Annotated in this window: 14 protein-coding genes; 9 read left to right on the forward strand and 5 right to left on the reverse strand. The window is 43.9% G+C overall.

Features of this window, described 5'->3' with window-relative positions; all coding sequences use genetic code 11:
- Positions 1-501: 501 nt before the first annotated feature.
- Both IQ209_RS17030 and IQ209_RS17035 read right to left on the reverse strand, forming a co-directional pair.
- Positions 502-771: a helix-turn-helix transcriptional regulator gene (locus tag IQ209_RS17030; RefSeq protein ID WP_193852392.1), complete on the reverse strand. Its 270-nt coding sequence runs from the start codon at positions 769-771 to the stop codon at positions 502-504.
- Positions 772-1,031: 260 nt separating this feature from the next.
- Positions 1,032-1,901 (reverse strand): integrase domain-containing protein, encoded by an 870-nt coding sequence (locus tag IQ209_RS17035; RefSeq protein WP_193852403.1) that lies wholly within the window; start codon positions 1,899-1,901, stop codon positions 1,032-1,034.
- Between the two features lie 163 nt (positions 1,902-2,064).
- Here IQ209_RS17035 and IQ209_RS17040 point away from each other — a divergent pair, with 163 nt between their 5' ends.
- From IQ209_RS17040 to IQ209_RS17080, 9 genes are all read left to right on the forward strand, one after another.
- A complete protein-coding gene (locus tag IQ209_RS17040) occupies positions 2,065-2,334 on the forward strand; it encodes a hypothetical protein (protein ID WP_193852393.1) in 270 nt (89 codons plus the stop codon).
- Positions 2,335-2,937: 603 nt separating this feature from the next.
- Positions 2,938-4,725 (forward strand): type VI secretion system baseplate subunit TssF, encoded by a 1,788-nt coding sequence (locus tag IQ209_RS17045; RefSeq protein WP_193852394.1) that lies wholly within the window; start codon positions 2,938-2,940, stop codon positions 4,723-4,725.
- A 32-nt stretch (positions 4,726-4,757) separates the two neighbouring features.
- The gene (gene tssI / locus IQ209_RS17050) at positions 4,758-6,770 is read left to right on the forward strand and encodes a type VI secretion system tip protein TssI/VgrG (RefSeq protein ID WP_193852395.1); all 2,013 of its coding nucleotides are present in this window, start codon (positions 4,758-4,760) and stop codon (positions 6,768-6,770) included.
- Positions 6,767-7,261: a DUF4123 domain-containing protein gene (locus tag IQ209_RS17055; protein WP_228005954.1), complete on the forward strand. Its 495-nt coding sequence runs from the start codon at positions 6,767-6,769 to the stop codon at positions 7,259-7,261. Before tssI ends, IQ209_RS17055 begins: the two co-directional genes overlap by 4 nt.
- Positions 7,261-8,679, forward strand: a complete 1,419-nt coding sequence (locus IQ209_RS18485) for a hypothetical protein (RefSeq protein ID WP_228005955.1) — start codon at positions 7,261-7,263, stop codon at positions 8,677-8,679. Before IQ209_RS17055 ends, IQ209_RS18485 begins: the two co-directional genes overlap by 1 nt.
- A 77-nt stretch (positions 8,680-8,756) precedes the next feature.
- On the forward strand, positions 8,757-9,305 hold the full coding sequence (locus tag IQ209_RS17065) for a hypothetical protein (RefSeq protein WP_193852397.1): 549 nt from the start codon (positions 8,757-8,759) through the stop codon (positions 9,303-9,305).
- Between the two features lie 128 nt (positions 9,306-9,433).
- Positions 9,434-10,075 carry a hypothetical protein gene (locus IQ209_RS17070; protein WP_193852398.1) on the forward strand — a complete coding sequence of 214 codons (642 nt, stop codon included), beginning with the start codon at positions 9,434-9,436 and terminating at the stop codon, positions 10,073-10,075.
- Between the two features lie 98 nt (positions 10,076-10,173).
- Positions 10,174-10,929: a hypothetical protein gene (locus IQ209_RS18490; RefSeq protein ID WP_228005956.1), complete on the forward strand. Its 756-nt coding sequence runs from the start codon at positions 10,174-10,176 to the stop codon at positions 10,927-10,929.
- Between the two features lie 37 nt (positions 10,930-10,966).
- Positions 10,967-11,230, forward strand: a complete 264-nt coding sequence (locus tag IQ209_RS17080) for a PAAR domain-containing protein (protein ID WP_193852399.1) — start codon at positions 10,967-10,969, stop codon at positions 11,228-11,230.
- Between the two features lie 475 nt (positions 11,231-11,705).
- On the opposite strand, the gene IQ209_RS17085 is transcribed toward IQ209_RS17080, so the two are convergent.
- The 3 genes from IQ209_RS17085 to IQ209_RS17095 form a co-directional block, all read right to left on the reverse strand.
- Positions 11,706-14,480, reverse strand: coding sequence for a DUF927 domain-containing protein (locus IQ209_RS17085; RefSeq protein ID WP_193852400.1), 2,775 nt, complete (start codon positions 14,478-14,480; stop codon positions 11,706-11,708).
- A gap of 108 nt (positions 14,481-14,588) precedes the next feature.
- Positions 14,589-14,795, reverse strand: a complete 207-nt coding sequence (locus IQ209_RS17090; protein ID WP_193852401.1) for an AlpA family transcriptional regulator — start codon at positions 14,793-14,795, stop codon at positions 14,589-14,591.
- A 141-nt stretch (positions 14,796-14,936) separates the two neighbouring features.
- Complete coding sequence (locus tag IQ209_RS17095) at positions 14,937-16,208, reverse strand: integrase arm-type DNA-binding domain-containing protein (protein WP_193852402.1); 1,272 nt, start codon at positions 16,206-16,208, stop codon at positions 14,937-14,939.
- Positions 16,209-16,384 lie beyond the last annotated feature (176 nt).

The following is a 16,384-nucleotide window of genomic DNA, read 5'->3' on the forward strand; positions in this document are numbered from 1 at the left end:
ACTTGACATCAGAATCAATTACTGAAATCATTACCTTAAACAAGAAAAGGGTAACTGTTAAAATAGCTACCCTGTCATCTTGTCTTAAATGTTCTAATTAACCTTAACAGTACAAATTGAACTGATTAGGCTCTAACATTTAATTAACGATTGATTCTTTTTCGCGCTTTTGTCAGGAAATTTAACAACCTAGGACAAACCCGTATGGAAACTTGGTGCCGGAGGCGGAATCGAAAAACATTATAACTTGTTGAATAATCAAAGTCTATAACCTGACTTTCCTTTTATGCCCCTTTTAATGCCCCTAGATTTTTTTCCTTGCTTTTTCTTGCCTATCTGACTGATTTAACTTATTTATATCGTTTATTGTGTGATTTTCAACCATTTTAAAGCAAAAAAGCCGTGAGGGTTAAAAATGGTCAGATTTTGCTGCCATTTTACGCTCAGGGCTTAAGATAAAAAATATTCATTTTTACGACATCGATCACAAATTACAGCGGGTTATTCCTGGGGTTTACTGCGAATTTTACGCTCAATCAGTTGACCCTGTTTATCAAAATAGCGGCTGGGCCAGATTTCTGAGGGATGGACACCAAGATAGTTCGCAATGATCCATTCGCCTTTAGGCCACTGTCTGCTGAGTGCATTTGCTAGGGTTGATGAACTGAGTCCCGTCTCACGGGAGAGCGCCGCTAAGGTTGTACCACGTTTACGTAATGCTGCGATGATATCGGCCTGATGCCAGTCATTTTGAATATGGTTGTTATTCATTCCTGCTACCCCTTCCATTAATTAATATTGATGGTGGCGATTCAGACAGGGTTTGCAATACCGGAAAATACCCAACCGGCGAGGCCGAAGCCTCCCCTGTCTAAACCGCCATTGAAAGGGCGATAGCAAACACACTGGTAGAAATTTCCTACCAGTGGGGTATTTTCGCAGGGTTGCAAATCCCTGACCATTGGTATTTGCCAATGGCAGGAATACTTTAACTGATTGTTTTATTGGACTCAATAACTAAACAACTAAGTTTAACGACTATAAACCCGCTCAACGTAACGCCCACGACCATCACCATGCCCCAAATCCATTGAAACCAGTGCCCGAGCTTCCTGACGGCTAAAACCATTCTGTTGGTAAAAAGCCAATGCATCCTGTGCCCACGCATAGCGCAAACTATGGGGAGAATGACAGCCTGTTAAACCGATCTTTGTAGTCTGTGTCCGCCAGTAGTTCATGGCTTGTTTGAGGTCTGGCTTATCAATCAGCCTGTCGCCACGTTGTTCTGCAATAGCAATGGCCTGCTCAACAGCTTCTTTTACCGCTGCGACATCCAGTACGCGGGTTTGCCTTGGCCGACCACCTTTTGTCCCGAAAACAACATGCAGTTTTGGTTCTGGTTGATCTAACTGTTTGTACCAACTTTTCAATGAAGCACTGCATTGCACCGCTTCCTGAGAACGTAGCCCCATCAAACGGGCAAGTTTCAATGTGACGGCAAACCCAGCATCACGTTCAAGTGCTTTCTGATAAACAACCTGAAACGTGGCATCAGGGATCGCCTGTTTCGTTCCGGCGCGGCTAGTGCCGCTTAAGCCCAATGCCTGATTACTCAAGCGCGGAGAGGTTTCCAGTTTCTCCCGGCCCGCCATGCGGAAGATATTACGCAGTGCGGACATTTCATTTTGCACCGTTCGTTTAGCAATACCTTGAGATAAACGGGCACTAACATACTGTTCTACATGTTTGGCTTTCAAATGGCTGAGGCTTTTCACCTGAATATTCAGGCTCAACAACAACGCGCTCAAACGCCCTGCGATCCGAATACGGTCATGACAGGTTTTATGGCTACCGCCCCCTTGCCGGGCAAAAAATTTTAATTCCTTAATCAATCGGCTCATTGGCTTCCTCTTATTGATACCTGACAACATGCGAACTCTGGCGCGCGACAGTGTGGCAAAACAGAAAATGCCGGCCTTGCCCTTGACGGATATCTGTGCGCCAGAGTGAACGCAGGTTGAGGTATTGCGGGGTATCGGTTGAGTACGCGGTACTGCCGCCTGCATGAGCAGGTCATCCCCACCGGCAAAAAGCCAGCCTCGATATCGTCAAGTTCTCCTTTTTCAATCTAAAAATGCAGTGTCAGATTCACTGTGTGGTGAAGCAGGCGTGAGCCTGTTAGAGTTGCGTGGTTCTTTAGCTGCGGCGTCACTTTCAGCGGTAAACCTGCCAAAAGTGACGCCTTGTGTTCCACAAATAGTCAGCAAAAGTTATGCAACGTTGAAATGCCATCAGGCACAGCAAAATGCCGCAAGGTTAAGTGTCAAACGGTAGCAATGAGTTAATTGTTTAGGTGCAGAAAATTTATCTGCTGAATAATTCAAGCAGAGATAGCGAGAAGTATGAATCGGATGCGCGAAAGCCATCCTGTTATCCATTGAGGATAAAGGAAAATAGGCTTTATGTTGATATGAAAGATAAGTGCATGATCTAATGTTTACTACACTTGATTGGCAATATAAAAACACTTTTTGAGTGTATTTTTAGTTTAAGAAACCTTCATCACCAGACAAGGGGTTTATGTCTGACAATATCTGCTTCCAAAGGTGGGCAGATGTACCGCAATGTTTGCTCTCCCTTTCAGGCTACGGGAGTTTTGCTTCGCCACCCGAAGGCGATCTTTGCAGGCGATGAGATCATTAAGGTACAGGAAAGATGTTAACGGCTGAGCCGGATAAGGTCAATGGGTTGCTGAGCCTGTATTTTAAAATGTTGCTTAAACTCTGTATTTGAGACAAAAATCGAAATTTATTAATTAAATTAACGTATAATTCCGCGCGATACGCAAAGAAACGAAATTTTCTTTATTATTCATAAAGATTTTCAATTAAATACCGATAAGTGAATAGTTTGAATACCGCTATATGGAAGAAAAACATGAAAAATCGGAAGGAATCGCTGTACCTGCAAGAGCTGGCCTACCTGCGCGAAAAGATGAAGTTAGCCGCCGCCGAAAACCCGCATTTAGCCCCATTTCTGGGTCATCCCAATGACCCGGATATCCAGCGTTTACTGGAAGGTACTGCTCTCCTGTCTTCAAATGTGCGTAGCACCGTTGAAGACGACTTTCCGCAAGTTACCCATGAAATGTTGGATCGCATCTGGCCGCATGCCCTGCGTCCCGTCCCCCCGACCACGATCATTCAATTCAGCCCCCATAAGGGTATTCATCAGGGCGCGGTCAATATTCCACAGGGCACACCAATAACCGCGGTACAAGAGGAACAAAATTTACCGTTTCACACCTGCCGCCCCTTGCATATCGAGCCATTTGTGGTGCGGGATAAACAAATCCAAAAGACACGGGAATACAGTGATATTGTGCTGACGCTGCACCAGACAGGAAATACCCCGACCGCCTGGTCAGGCGGAAAGCTGTATTTCTTTCTGGGCACCGATCCATACCGGGCGGCACAATTAAGTTTGTGGTTGGATGCGCACATTGATGAGATCTACCTACGCACGACAGAGGATGAAAAAAGACTCCGAAACAGTAAGTTTCTGGGCTGGTCTGAAAATTTCCAGCAGCCCCTGTTGCCCACTGAAAACCTGCTATTCGCTCGTCTGCAACAGATGACTGAGTTTTATTGCCTGCCTCATGTGTTTAACTTCATGACGTTAGCTATCAATAAGCAATGCGATTTGGCATTAAACCCAGATGGCAGCTGTGAGTTGGTTATCCGTCTGCAAGGCGAGCTGCCAATCGATGATTTGGGCGATGCCTTTCAGTTGGGTTGTGTCCCGGCGGTGCATCTGGTGCCGATGGTCAGCCCACCTGTATCTCTCACGCCCGATAACCCGTGTTATCCGCTGCCTCTGGCAGAAACGGAGCGGCTTTTTCGTGTTAAAAGCATCCAAACCGCGAAACAACCGGGTGAGAAAAATGCTCAGGGCAGCGCACCGCGTGGCAAACCCAGTCATTTCCTGCCAATTAGCCAGTTTCACGCCAAAAACGACTGGCTGCTGGATGCCAGTGAACCCGATAACGTCTATTTTCAGTCACTGATAACCGACGATTTACTGGGGCGCCTTTACAACCAGATACACTTTTTCGGGATGGATGGGAAAGCGGCGAATAGCCTGTCACCCCAGTCCATATGTGCCCACTTCATCGGCTACCATGTGCAGGCCATGAAGCTGGGTATCGGTGACATTACGCTGACACAAGAATCGGTGCCCGCGCATTTATACGCGAGCAATATCACGCCGGTTTCCCCCGATTTTCCGCCGATGGTAATGGGAAAATCAGACTGGTCATTGATTAACCTCTTAAACTGTCCGCCATTTTTGCTTTTCCATGCTGAATTACTGAAAGATTTTCTCCGTTTATATGATTGTTATGCCGGCCATGATCGCGCCCTCAGCCGCCGGATGCAGCAGCACATTAACGGCATTGTCCATATTGACGCCCTGCCGGGCAGCCGCCTTGACAACACCAAATCGGGTCAGGGACGCGTGATTAATGGCAACACCTTGCACATCTACCTTGATCCGGCGTGTTATGAAAATGACGGCGTGATGTATCAGTTTTGCCGGATGGTTGACCAACTGCTGGCGTGCTTTGTCGTGCGGGATAATTTCATCATGTTAGAAATTTATCGGCAGGGTGGGCAGACAGTGTTATGGGAATTCAAGCAGCAGCTTGGCCTGCGCAGTGAAATGTAATGTGGTAAGAACAGAAAAATAAGGAAATAACCATGCTAAAAAGTGGATTACGTTTTGTTTGCCGGATAGGGAATTTACCCGAAAATACTTTTGCCGTGGCGGAGTTTACCCTGCGGGAAGGGCTTTCTGACCTCTTTACCCTGAACCTGACGTTGGTTCAGTCTCTACCAGCCAATCCCTTTAAACCTAGGCCGGAAATCGATTTAACTGCGCTGCTGATGCAGGAAGCGGTATTACAGGTCTTCCACGGTGAAACGGAACAACGCAAAATCACCGGGATTATTTCCCATGCTGACTGGTGCGGCACCGATGGCAATAAGACCCTGTACACCTTCACCGTACGTCCGTTCCTCTGGCGGCTGACCCTCAATCAGGACAGCCATATTTACCACCGCCAGAGTGTGCCGGATATCATGAAGCTGTTGCTGAAAAAACATAAAGTTCGCGCAGATTCCCAACTGGAAGACGCGCACCAGAGCAGGGAATACACCACCCAGAAACGGGAATCCGATTATGCGTTTTTCTGCCGGCTGGCCGCGGAAGAAGGTATCAGTTTCTGGTTTGAGGATGAAAAGTTATTTTTCAGTGACAGCCATCTGGGAATGACCGCTAACCTGCCGCTACAATACAACCCACAGCCGGAAACGGCCCACGGTATCGACACCCTTTATCAGGTGCGGCTGGGGGTCGGCATGGCACCGCTGCGCAGTATCCACAAAGATTACACCCCGGCCCACCCGTTTTACGCCCTGTCCCATATGGAAAGCAGTCCGGCGCTGCGGGAATTTGGTGCAACCAGCCCGTATACCATCTATGAAAGCTATGGCCGTTTTCAACGCGATGCGGCCGCGATCCCGTTTGTTAAATATCGCCATGAGGCGTTTGATACCCAGCGTCAAAACGGCAGCGGCAGCAGCAACTGCATCAAACTGATGCCGGGCAAAATCTTCGAAATCGACAATCACCCGCACGCGCCATTGAATGCGCGCTGGCAGATTATCACAATCAGCCACCACGGACGCTGCCCGCAGGCACTGGGAGACAACGGCGGTGAAGGCACCACACTGAGCAACCAATTCGGCTTTATGGATGGCCTGGCGGACTGGCGTCCGCCTTTCCACTACAAACCGCTGGCTGACGGTGATGAAAGTGCGACGGTGGTCGGGCCGGAAGGGGAAGAAATCTTCGTTAACAAAGACGGCGCGATAAAAGTCCATTTCCACTGGAACCGCTACGACAAGGCCAATGACAGCGCGTCCTGCTGGGTTCGGGTGGCTCAGGGCTGGAATGGCAACGGTTTTGGCTTTATGGCTATTCCGCGCATCGGGCAGGAAGTCATTGTCTCTTACCTCAATGGCGATATTGACCGGCCCATTGTCACGGGATGCGTCTACAATGCCGTCAACCGACCACCATTGGATTTACCAGCCGCCAAGACCCGCACCACGTTTAAGACCAAAACCCACAAAGGGGAAGGCTTTAACGAACTGCGCTTTGAAGATGCCAAAGGCAGTGAGGAAGTGTTTATTCATGCGCAAAAGGACATGAAAAGTCAGGTACTCAATGATGAAACCAGCAATATTGGTCATAACCGCACACACCATATTAAAAATGATGCGCATTTACGCGTGGATAATGAATACCGTGTCCAGGCAAACAATGATATTTCCCTGTCAACCGGGAAAAAGCTCCATATCAAGGCAGACGATGCCTTGCTGACACAAAGTGGCAATGAAATTCATCTGAGTTCCGGCGCTAAGGTCGTGATTGATGCGGGTTCTGAACTGACCATTCAGGCCGCAGGGCATTTTCTGAAAATTGATGCAGGCGGGATCACCAGCAGCGCTGCGGTTAACTTTGGTAGCGGTGCGCCGGGTAATGGCTCAGGCTGGGGCGGCAAGTTACCGGATATGCTGGATAAACTGTCACCCATTAATGTAGCTCAGGCGGAAAAAAGGGTTACCGTGCCGCCGGAAAAAATTTGCCTGTCCTGCCTAATGGCAGCGGCATCAGCAGGTTCTGTGATGGTCATGAGGGGAGAATGATGACGGCTACGTTAAAGGAAAAATGGGAAAAATACCGGGAAACCAGCCCGGAGATAAAATTATATGCGTTGGTGGACGGTTTACAGTACGAGCGCTGCTTTGGTGACGAATTGACTTATCTTGAAGGTGCGAACAATCCGTTATTCCGGCAATTCCCGGATGCGGAAATCGCCTTTGCCGGGCCGTGGTTATTTGATATGAATCAGGCTCAGGCATGGGAAGAAAAATTCTTACGGCTGGAAAGCGTCGCACCGGCAGTTTCATGGCTGTACTCAACACTGTCATTGGACAAACTAACCCGCCATCTCGAATCACAGTTAAATATCCGCTTAAAGACAGGTAAAACCGCATTATTGCGTTTTTACGATCCCCGCGTTCTGCATCAAATCCCGCATATCTTTACACCGGAACAGTTAACTGCGTTCACTAAAGATATTGAAGAGTGGAGTTATCAACTTGATAACAATCATCACATCGTGAAAGGAAACTAATGGCTATGGACAAAAACAGTATTACTTCAGTCTTCTCTGATTTGAAAAATAAAGCCTCCAAAAGTATTGAGGCTCAAAAGAGTAAAATGACTCATCCCACAAGAGTTCCCAATTGTTCAGGGAAAGTGGGCGATCCGGGCGTGAAATGCAATCAAAAATTCAGCCATCAGCTAAAATTATTACCGATTGAGAATCAGGTTAATGTCAGTAATGTGCCTTATGCTTATATCTCCATTCCTGCCAGAGGATTCGGTAAAACCAATGGAAAAGGTGAAACCGACCGTATTATGACTAAACAGCCTGAAGAGGTAACCGTACTGGTCGGAAAACTGGCTAAAAGCTATGAACGAAGGGGCGGTAATTTTGGTTCATTGAAAGAACTTGAAGAAAGAAAAATCAGCCTTATTACAAATACCGGTGAGCCAACTACAGAGAAACCTTATATTAGTGGTTATGATTATATTACCGTGGTTGGTGCTAGAACAGCACCCTGGATACATACTGTCGATGCAATTCCGGGAGGAATTAAAAGGACAGTTTTGGAGAGGAATCACTTTTTAAAAGAATCAGAGGGAAATCAGTACCGTTTTATTAATTGTGGATTATATCAGTTGCAGCTTTTCCCTAAACCAAGCCAGGGCGATCATGCAGTTCAGCGCATTATGGTAGTATTTCAGTTAGGACATACGGAAAAGGATATTGAGAGAATTAATGACTATACTAAAAAATTAGGTGGTCGTATTCATTATGTTAAAAATATACAGGAGTTTATTGATTTTTTAAATTTGAGAAAACAGAAAAAAAGGTTAATTAAGGAAATGGTTTTTTTCTGTCATGGCATCATTGATTATGCCTCGTTTCATTATGCAGGAGATAATGAAGATGATGGTTTATTCGGACCGAAAGAAATCGAAAAGGTATATGAGTCGATATTTGACTTTGATTCTAAACTAACAACATATGCTTGTCGTGCAGGTATTTCGGTAAGTGGTGATGATTTGACTGGTAAAGATGCTGGTCAGGATAAAAGCCCCGCTCAACGGATGGCGAATACATGGGATATTGAGGTGAAAGCTTTTGAGATGCGTTCTCTTTATGACAGCGTTTATGGAACGGGAAAAGAGATAAAAGAGGCAGAGGAATATGATACCGTGATAAAAAAATATAAAGCTGATCTTGAAGTTTATAAAAAAGAAAAGGCAAAAGGTAATGTAAATGCTAAACCACCAGAAAAACCGAAAGATTATGATATAATGAAAAATCGGAACACTGATGTAACAGTACGGGAATCAAATAAAAGTAAAGGTAATGGCCCTATTGCTCCGAATGGTTCTTGGCATTTACCTGGGACAGCAAGTGATCCTCTTGGGTTAAAAAAAGGATTACAAAATTACAAACCTGTTGAGTGGAAATCATGAGGTTACATAATAAAAAATTATTTATCAGAATAATTATTTTAATAATTTTACTTTTACTTCTGTTAGGATTTTACTATATGTATATGCAAAAATATCAAATGGCTGTTAATGTTTCAGTGTATGATGAAAAATCTATAGATTTTCCATCAAAAAAAGTTGTATTTGATGCCAGCGAGTGGTTGAAAAATCCTCAGTATATTAAAGTTAATGATTTCTTTCTGATTAATAAAAAAATAAATCCTATAGAAGATTTAAATACTATATATATAACAACAGAATTGCAGTTTGAAATTGATAAATTAGAAAGTGACTTTCCTGAACTACGAAAATTAAGAAATATGGATGCTTTAGAATTTTCTGATTTAATCGAAAATAAAATTAGCTATGAATACATATATAGCCAATTTGATCAAAAATCATTAAAGCCAGAACAGGATGTTTTTCTTATCTCATTTCTATACAATGGAAATAAATATGAAGTTGAAATGATAAGAAAAATATGTAATGGAACATATTTGTATACTTCACTTAGTGGAATTTACAAAGAAGGTGAATGGTATAAATCCAATATGAATTTTTTAACATACAGAGATTATCTTGCAGGAAAAATTGATTCATATAAATAATAAATATTGAAATCTATAATTGCTGGAATCTCAATACAATAAGACGGTGTTTTTCCAGTAATTATAGTGAGAAAAATAAAACTTTTTGAAAATAGACCACGGAATTATAAATATACTAAGTGGAAATCATGAAAACATCTAAAATAAAACTATTTATCATAATGGCTTTTTTAATAGTCCCATCTTTATCAGTAAGTTACTTTATGTATATGCAAAAGTATCAAATGGCTATACTTGTTCCAGCATATGGTGAAGAACCATCAGAATACCCTAATAAAAAAGTTTGGTTTGATGCCAGTGAGTGGTTATCTACTTCTCAGTATATTAAAGTTAGTGATTTTTTTATTATTAATAAAAAATATACTCCAATTGATTCCATTGATAAAATTGATGTTTTGAATGCTCTGAAAATAATACGACCATTACTGTTTGCGCTTGATGATCTAGGAAGCTCTTTCCCTGAGTTACATGAATTAAGAAACATTGGTCGCATAAATACCCTTGATTTAATGAAAGATAAAATAAATTATGAATATATATATAGTGAATTTAATGAGGAATCACTAAAACCAACACACGATTTTTTCTTGATTAAATTTACTCATAAAGGAAAAAGGTATGAATTGCTTATAAGGAGAAGAACATCTGATGGAGGATATATGTACGACCATTTTTATTCTATTTACAGAGAAAATGAATGGCATAAGAACAATAAAAACATCATGACATACAGAGACTACCTCGCAGGAAAAATTGATTTATATAAATAATGAATTTTGAAAAATAGCTGCTGGATCTTAAATTATATAAGTAATATATTAACCAGAAGTTATAGTGTTTAACTATTATAATCGGAGATACCATAAATATGACAATAGAAATTAATGAAGAACAATGGAATAGGTTACAAAATAATTCATTAAATGCTTATATTGATGAATTAGTCGCGCATTGTAATGAATCCTATCCCTACCTTGAAATAAAGTTAGGTAAAGATGGTTTAAAATTAGCGCTAAAAAATGCAATAGAAAAAGCAAAAAATGAGGGTTTTGATCAACGCGGGCCTGTTCAGATTTATACAGATCTACTTATTTTATTTGGTACAGATTTTCACACTGATCCACAATATGCATGGATAAAAATAATACTCAATAATAACTCTAATATTGGGCAGTTAGAAAAAACAACTTTGCTTTATCATGAGGTTACTCGATATTTAAGTAGGGTGCATGGTGAACAAGATGAAAATTTGAAAGCCAATATTATTAAATTTCAAAACATCAATATTGAACATTTAAATGTTCAATGGAATACCTATGAAAATAATGTATCCATACTGTTAAAATCGCTATTCCCACAAAAATATCAATATATTGAACAGAATAATATCAAACATTTTATCCGACTTGGTATTGAAAAATCTAATCAGTATGGTATAGAAAACTCCAATCATTCAGCATTTATAACACTAATCATGTTTTTATTAGGGCATGAATTCGATCAAGATATTTTTTTACCTCATTTAAACACAAAATTGTTTAAACAATATTATTCTGACACTGATGCATTAATTATGGAAATGGAAAAAAATATTAAAGAGTATTTGAAAATACTGCTTAAATAACATAGAAATATTTTATCCAATTGAGGAAGGAGTCAATATGCCAAATAAAGCTGTTATCCGGTTAAACGATACCACTGATCACGGTGGTACAGTGATCACCGCTATTGATGGTTATGTCTATCAAGGGATTCCTATTGCTGGTAAAGGTGATTTAGTTGTTTGTCCAAAATGTGAAGACACATTCCCAATAGTGGAAGGGAGTGAATCTTTAAAATATAAGGGTAAACAGATTGCTTTGGAAGGCATGAGCACAGCTTGCGGGGCTAAACTGATTGCCAGCCAGAAAGGATTTCTTGCTTAAGTCTGAATAGCGGTCATTTTGAACCATAGTTACACTGACGCGCTGCGCTTGTCTTCTCCGTCTCACCGGGTTAATGTATTAACCCGGTGAGACGGAGAGCTGAAAAAAATAACCGTTATTCTCGACTATCTTTATATAAACACACCCATTTTCACGGGATAACGGGGTAAATGATATATTTATTATATATTTCATAATGTTAACCTATCCCATGTTATCCCAGCGTATCCCGTGACATAACATCAATACTTAAAATCATTTTAAATTCAATAAATTATAACCTGCCAGAGAAAAATCTTTTTTGGGATAAGCTCTATTTTCATAATATCGCTTTTTGTAATCACGCTATGTTACGGGATAGGGCGGGATAATACGGGATAAGTGAAATATTTATAACTTATTGATATAGTTTAAAATAAATATCTCTTATCCCAATATCCCGTTATCCCAACGTTTTTTTAATTCTACGTGGATGTTAATCTTCATCCTTGAAAAGGACGACGACAAAACGCCCTTGAGTACCATTTACTGAAATAGTTTTACTGATAAAGCGGTCTTTCTCTGCTTTAACCAACATTCCAACTTCTTCTAAGGCTTCAAAGCCGGACTTCTTCTGTAAGCCCTGCAATATCTCTGCTTCAAATACTCTGGGAATAATGTGATATTCCGCCTGTCCATCATGGCGGCGGTTATGTACCAGATACCCAGCAAGATCACTAATTCTCATGGCGTATGAGGTATCAATATCGCCATTTGGCCTGCCGTAAGTATAAGGCTGGAAGCGTGAAAGCCCGTATTTCTGGATAAAGTCACGGGTTCGCGTGATAACCTGATATTTTTCCCGGTTTCCGATACCAAAATCAGCTAACCAATCATCGAAACTTTGCTTTATCGCCGCATGACTCGCTTCTTTACTCCAGCCAGTGATATGAGCAGCCAGTTCTCCTGTGGCATCCAGTAACGCGAAACGAACGGCAACACGCTTGACTTGGGCAGAGGCTTCTTCTGGCAGGCGATCAAGCCACTCTTTTTCTTTACTGGCGGTCAGCTCGATGACCTGTTCCTGATGCTCAGACAACCATTGAATCCATGCCCGCCCTGCTGCACCACAATAACGTTTGGATTCACGTTTAATGGCTCTTGCATGAGAATCACCATCTTCATGACCATTGAAACATTCCGTATCAATAAAGGGCACACTGAGCAACCTGACGAGCTGCCCGGCTTTTGGTGTGATCCCGCCTTTAATCAGGAATGTTTCTAAATCTTCTTCACCTGTTGAAAGTGCAGCAATTTTCCAGCGGATCACGGCACGGTTTCCGCCTTCACGTTTTCCCTGAATTTTACCGACACCGTTAAACAGGCTGTAGGCACTGTTTGCGACCTCTTTCGGGTTGGAGCTTTGACCGATTTCATCAATGGGCATGAAACCATCATTACGGGCTGCGGCTTCGTTGTTTAAACCGTGATTAGTGCCGTGCCACGATAACTTAAGTTCTTCGGGATCGCCGTATAAGCTGCTGGCAGCCTCAACAGTGGTGGTTTTCCCTGCTGAGGATTGAGCAAATAAATGCACACCAAAGCAGCTACCGCCGGTCAGTGAGTTAAGCGGGGCAGACAATCCTACCAGTACGCCCAGCATCATTGAGCGGTTGCCTTGCAGCAATGCGGCAACGTGTGTTTTCCATTCTTCGGTGCTTCCCCTGACCACATAACCGGCAATTGCGGATGTACCGCCACTGAACGCCACGGGCATATAGGGCTGACCGATGATTTCACCATCTGGCATGACATACGCCCCACAATGCCAGCCAGCTTTCTGTGTCACGACCCATTCACGGCGATCGCCGCTGCGTTGCAGGTGTTCAGCCAAAATGGGCAACAGACTGTTTTTTACGGTAATGTTCATGCCCCGTGAACGTAATCTTGCCCAACCGATCGGCATCCCGATTTCGCGGCGCGGCAGGGCTTCAATGATACATTTTCCCGTGCCTTCCTGATGTAGCTTAATAATGAGATAACCTTCGCTGCCATCGTTGCCAATACCCACTATCTCCATGTAATCACTGAGCCATTTTTCAACTTCGACGATCTCGCCGCCTTGTTCTTTAGGTTCAACCCAGTAAATTCCTTTCTTACGGATATCGACATGGGGCTTTAACGGGTCGTATTCTTTCTCCCGGCATTCATCTAAATTAATTACCACAGTTTTTGGTACTGCTACCTTATTTCCCACTTGATACAAACCCTGACTGAATGCCTGCTTTGCTGCCTCAATACCATAATGCTGGCGATAATCATCCCAGTCGGCTTTAACAGCACCCGGTGGTAACGTGACCCAACCATTCACCGCAAGGGCAACTTTTTCTGCCGAGATTTTGCCGACATTCACTTTGGGTTTCCCGTTCTTATCCAGTTCGTTGGGGCGATGCCAGTCATTATCGGCTGCAATAATGATTTTTGTGTCCGGCCAGCGTTCCCGGACGGCTTTGGTAACAGAATACAAATTGCCCTCATCCAGTGCCGCCAGAACGGTGCCTTTACAGAGCTGGTTAACCGTGAGTGCTGTGGCGTAACCTTCGGTAATAATGACTGTATCCGGGTGTGCCTCCAGTGCTGACACGGGAATAAATGCTCCTTTTTTCTGGCTACCGGATAAGAGTTTTTTATCGCCATTGGGTTTGATGATCTGCGCCCCTGTGACTTTTTTATCCAGTGCTGTCAGTGCCAGCACAGTCGAATTATCGAACAGTAGTCGCTGATCAAGGTGTTGTAGCCCCTTTGCAGCCAGATAGGGCGATTGCCCGACGACAGTTTGCGCCATCAGCGCCGCCACCCTTTCGGCAATCGGCTGTGTTGGATAATGGGTTTCTTTGGCTGGCTTGTGTTCGGGCAAAGGTAGCGCCAGTACATTAGCGACAACTTTTGCCGCCTCAGTGATGGAAATCCCTTTGATTTTTGCCACTAAATCCAGTCCATCACCATAGTTCGGGGCGTCACACTGTCGGCAATGCCAGTTGCCATGATGATGATCGTCGATAAAGTGAAACCGGTCAGTACCGCCACAGACAGGGCAGGCACCATGCTTTCCCTTTGACGGAATAGTAATGCCACAGGCAGGAAGCAGATTTTCCCAGGAATACATAGCGGAGGTTTTCACAGTTTGGATCAGATCAAGTGGTTTTTGGTTACTTGATATTTTTTGTTGTATAAATTTAGGGCGAGTTTGGGTATGCTGTGTATCAGCCATAATTTTTTACCTTTCTTAATGGTTGTTGGTTAAACGCCTCGCAGTGTTGGTCGCACTTCGGGGCGTTGTATTTTATGCTACGTTTCTTATGTCATATTCTTTTCTGTGTTATGCCGCCCGTGATTCCGCGATACGCTGGGCGATCCAGTTATCAATTTCGGCTTCAATAAAGGCTACGGAACGTGGGCCAATCTTGACCTGCTTCGGGAATGCCCCGTCGCTAATCAGTTTGTAGATCCACGCTTTGCTGTAACCTGTTCTGCGTTGCACTTCCGGCAGACGGAGCAGGCTTACTTTTAATTCTGCCACTGTCATGTTTAATTCTCCTGTTACCGAGTCCTTGAGCGCTCATCGTGGACGTTGTTTGATGACAGGCGGATTATTCCAAAAAGCAAGACTTAATGAACAGCGTTAATTGTTTTTCTCCCGATGAAAATTAACGGGTTGCAAATTGTACTAGCGGTTTTTTCTGTCACGCAGCGGTTTGGCGAAGTCATACGGTGTGATGGACTTTTCCCGGTTGGCATCCAGATAATCCGCCCACCACTGCACCATCAGCCGCCGTTCGTCCAGATGCTTAGAGGTGTGAATATAGGCTGCCCGGACGTTGTTGCGTTCGATATGACTGAGCTGGCGCTCGATGGCGTCATCGCTCCACAGGCCAGATTCACCCATTGCACCGCGCGCCATTGTGCGGAATCCATGTCCACAGACGTCGGTCTGGGTGTCGTAGCCCATATTGCGTAACGCGCTATTAACGGTGTTTTCACTCATGACTTTTGCAGAATCATGATCACAGGGAAACACAACTTCGCAGTTTCCACTTAGTACGTGCAAGTCTTTGAATAACGAGACCGCTTGACGGCTCAGGGGCACAATATGCTCAGTTTTCATTTTCATGCCGCGCTCAGAAAAGCGAACACCTTTGATGGGTTTTCGTGTAGCGGGAATTTTCCAGACCGCGTTGTCAAGGTCGATTTCCTGCCAGCGGGCAAATCGCAGCTCACTGGAGCGGACAAACGTCAGCAGCGCCAGTTCTACGGCGATCTTGGTCAGCAAGCGCCCACGATAAGCTGATAATCGGTTCAGGAGGTCAGGCAAGTATTCATGGGGCAGGGCAGGGTGATGGCGGGATTTTGTAGTGGTGAGTGCGCCTGCCATATCATTAGCCGGGTTAGATTCTAGAATGTCATTCTGGACGGCATAGCGCATGATGGCAGTAACACGCTGTCGCAGGCGCTGGGCGATATCGTGTTTACCCTGTTCATCAATGGCTTTGACTGGCGCTAACAACTGGCTGGTGCGGAGTGTGGTAATATCGCGAGAGCCGATATGGGGGAAAATGTACTGTTCAAGGCTACGCAGGACTTTTTGACGGTGGCTGTCGCTCCAGCGTTTGTTACTGGCATGCCAGGCACGGGCAACCTGTTCGAAGGTATTTACTTTGGCGGGCGTTGGTGTGCCTTTTTTCTCCGCTTTGGGATCGATGCCTTGTGCCATCAGCTTTTTGGCTTCATCCCGTTTGGCGCGGGCATCGGCTAATGATACGGCGGGATAGACACCAAATGCCAAACGGTCTTCTTTCTTGTCAGTCGGGCGGTAATACTTCATCCGCCAGTATTTAGATCCGCGAGCAGTGACTTCTAAATAGAGACCACCGCCATCGGCGAGTTTATAGGTTTTTTCTTTGGGTTTTGCGGTTTCGATTTGTCGTGCGTTTAGTTTCATTATTAAGGGCATTCTGGTAATCGAATGGTAGGTGCCCCGAATTATGCCCTTCGCTGCATCTTGATTGCAACAGACGAAACTAGACGTAAAAATAAGAAAGGGTGTTGATTTTGCTAGGTTTGACAGAAATTGTTTTACTGGGCTGGACTTCACTGGAAGTTGAAGTGGTGCCCGGA

The organism is Xenorhabdus sp. BG5, assembly GCF_015163665.1.
In the GTDB taxonomy this organism is placed as follows: domain Bacteria; phylum Pseudomonadota; class Gammaproteobacteria; order Enterobacterales; family Enterobacteriaceae; genus Xenorhabdus.

What these genes read in the sequence shown, in the direction of transcription:
- IQ209_RS17030 (WP_193852392.1), bottom strand. Translation starts at nt 771, where the DNA reads ATGAATAACAACCATATTCAAAATGACTGGCATCAGGCCGATATCATC.
- IQ209_RS17035 (WP_193852403.1), bottom strand. Translation starts at nt 1,901, where the DNA reads ATGAGCCGATTGATTAAGGAATTAAAATTTTTTGCCCGGCAAGGGGGC.
- IQ209_RS17040 (WP_193852393.1), top strand. Translation starts at nt 2,065, where the DNA reads ATGAGCAGGTCATCCCCACCGGCAAAAAGCCAGCCTCGATATCGTCAA.
- IQ209_RS17045 (WP_193852394.1), top strand. Translation starts at nt 2,938, where the DNA reads ATGAAAAATCGGAAGGAATCGCTGTACCTGCAAGAGCTGGCCTACCTG.
- tssI (WP_193852395.1), top strand. Translation starts at nt 4,758, where the DNA reads ATGCTAAAAAGTGGATTACGTTTTGTTTGCCGGATAGGGAATTTACCC.
- IQ209_RS17055 (WP_228005954.1), top strand. Translation starts at nt 6,767, where the DNA reads ATGATGACGGCTACGTTAAAGGAAAAATGGGAAAAATACCGGGAAACC.
- IQ209_RS18485 (WP_228005955.1), top strand. Translation starts at nt 7,261, where the DNA reads ATGGCTATGGACAAAAACAGTATTACTTCAGTCTTCTCTGATTTGAAA.
- IQ209_RS17065 (WP_193852397.1), top strand. Translation starts at nt 8,757, where the DNA reads ATGTATATGCAAAAATATCAAATGGCTGTTAATGTTTCAGTGTATGAT.
- IQ209_RS17070 (WP_193852398.1), top strand. Translation starts at nt 9,434, where the DNA reads ATGAAAACATCTAAAATAAAACTATTTATCATAATGGCTTTTTTAATA.
- IQ209_RS18490 (WP_228005956.1), top strand. Translation starts at nt 10,174, where the DNA reads ATGACAATAGAAATTAATGAAGAACAATGGAATAGGTTACAAAATAAT.
- IQ209_RS17080 (WP_193852399.1), top strand. Translation starts at nt 10,967, where the DNA reads ATGCCAAATAAAGCTGTTATCCGGTTAAACGATACCACTGATCACGGT.
- IQ209_RS17085 (WP_193852400.1), bottom strand. Translation starts at nt 14,480, where the DNA reads ATGGCTGATACACAGCATACCCAAACTCGCCCTAAATTTATACAACAA.
- IQ209_RS17090 (WP_193852401.1), bottom strand. Translation starts at nt 14,795, where the DNA reads ATGACAGTGGCAGAATTAAAAGTAAGCCTGCTCCGTCTGCCGGAAGTG.
- IQ209_RS17095 (WP_193852402.1), bottom strand. Translation starts at nt 16,208, where the DNA reads ATGAAACTAAACGCACGACAAATCGAAACCGCAAAACCCAAAGAAAAA.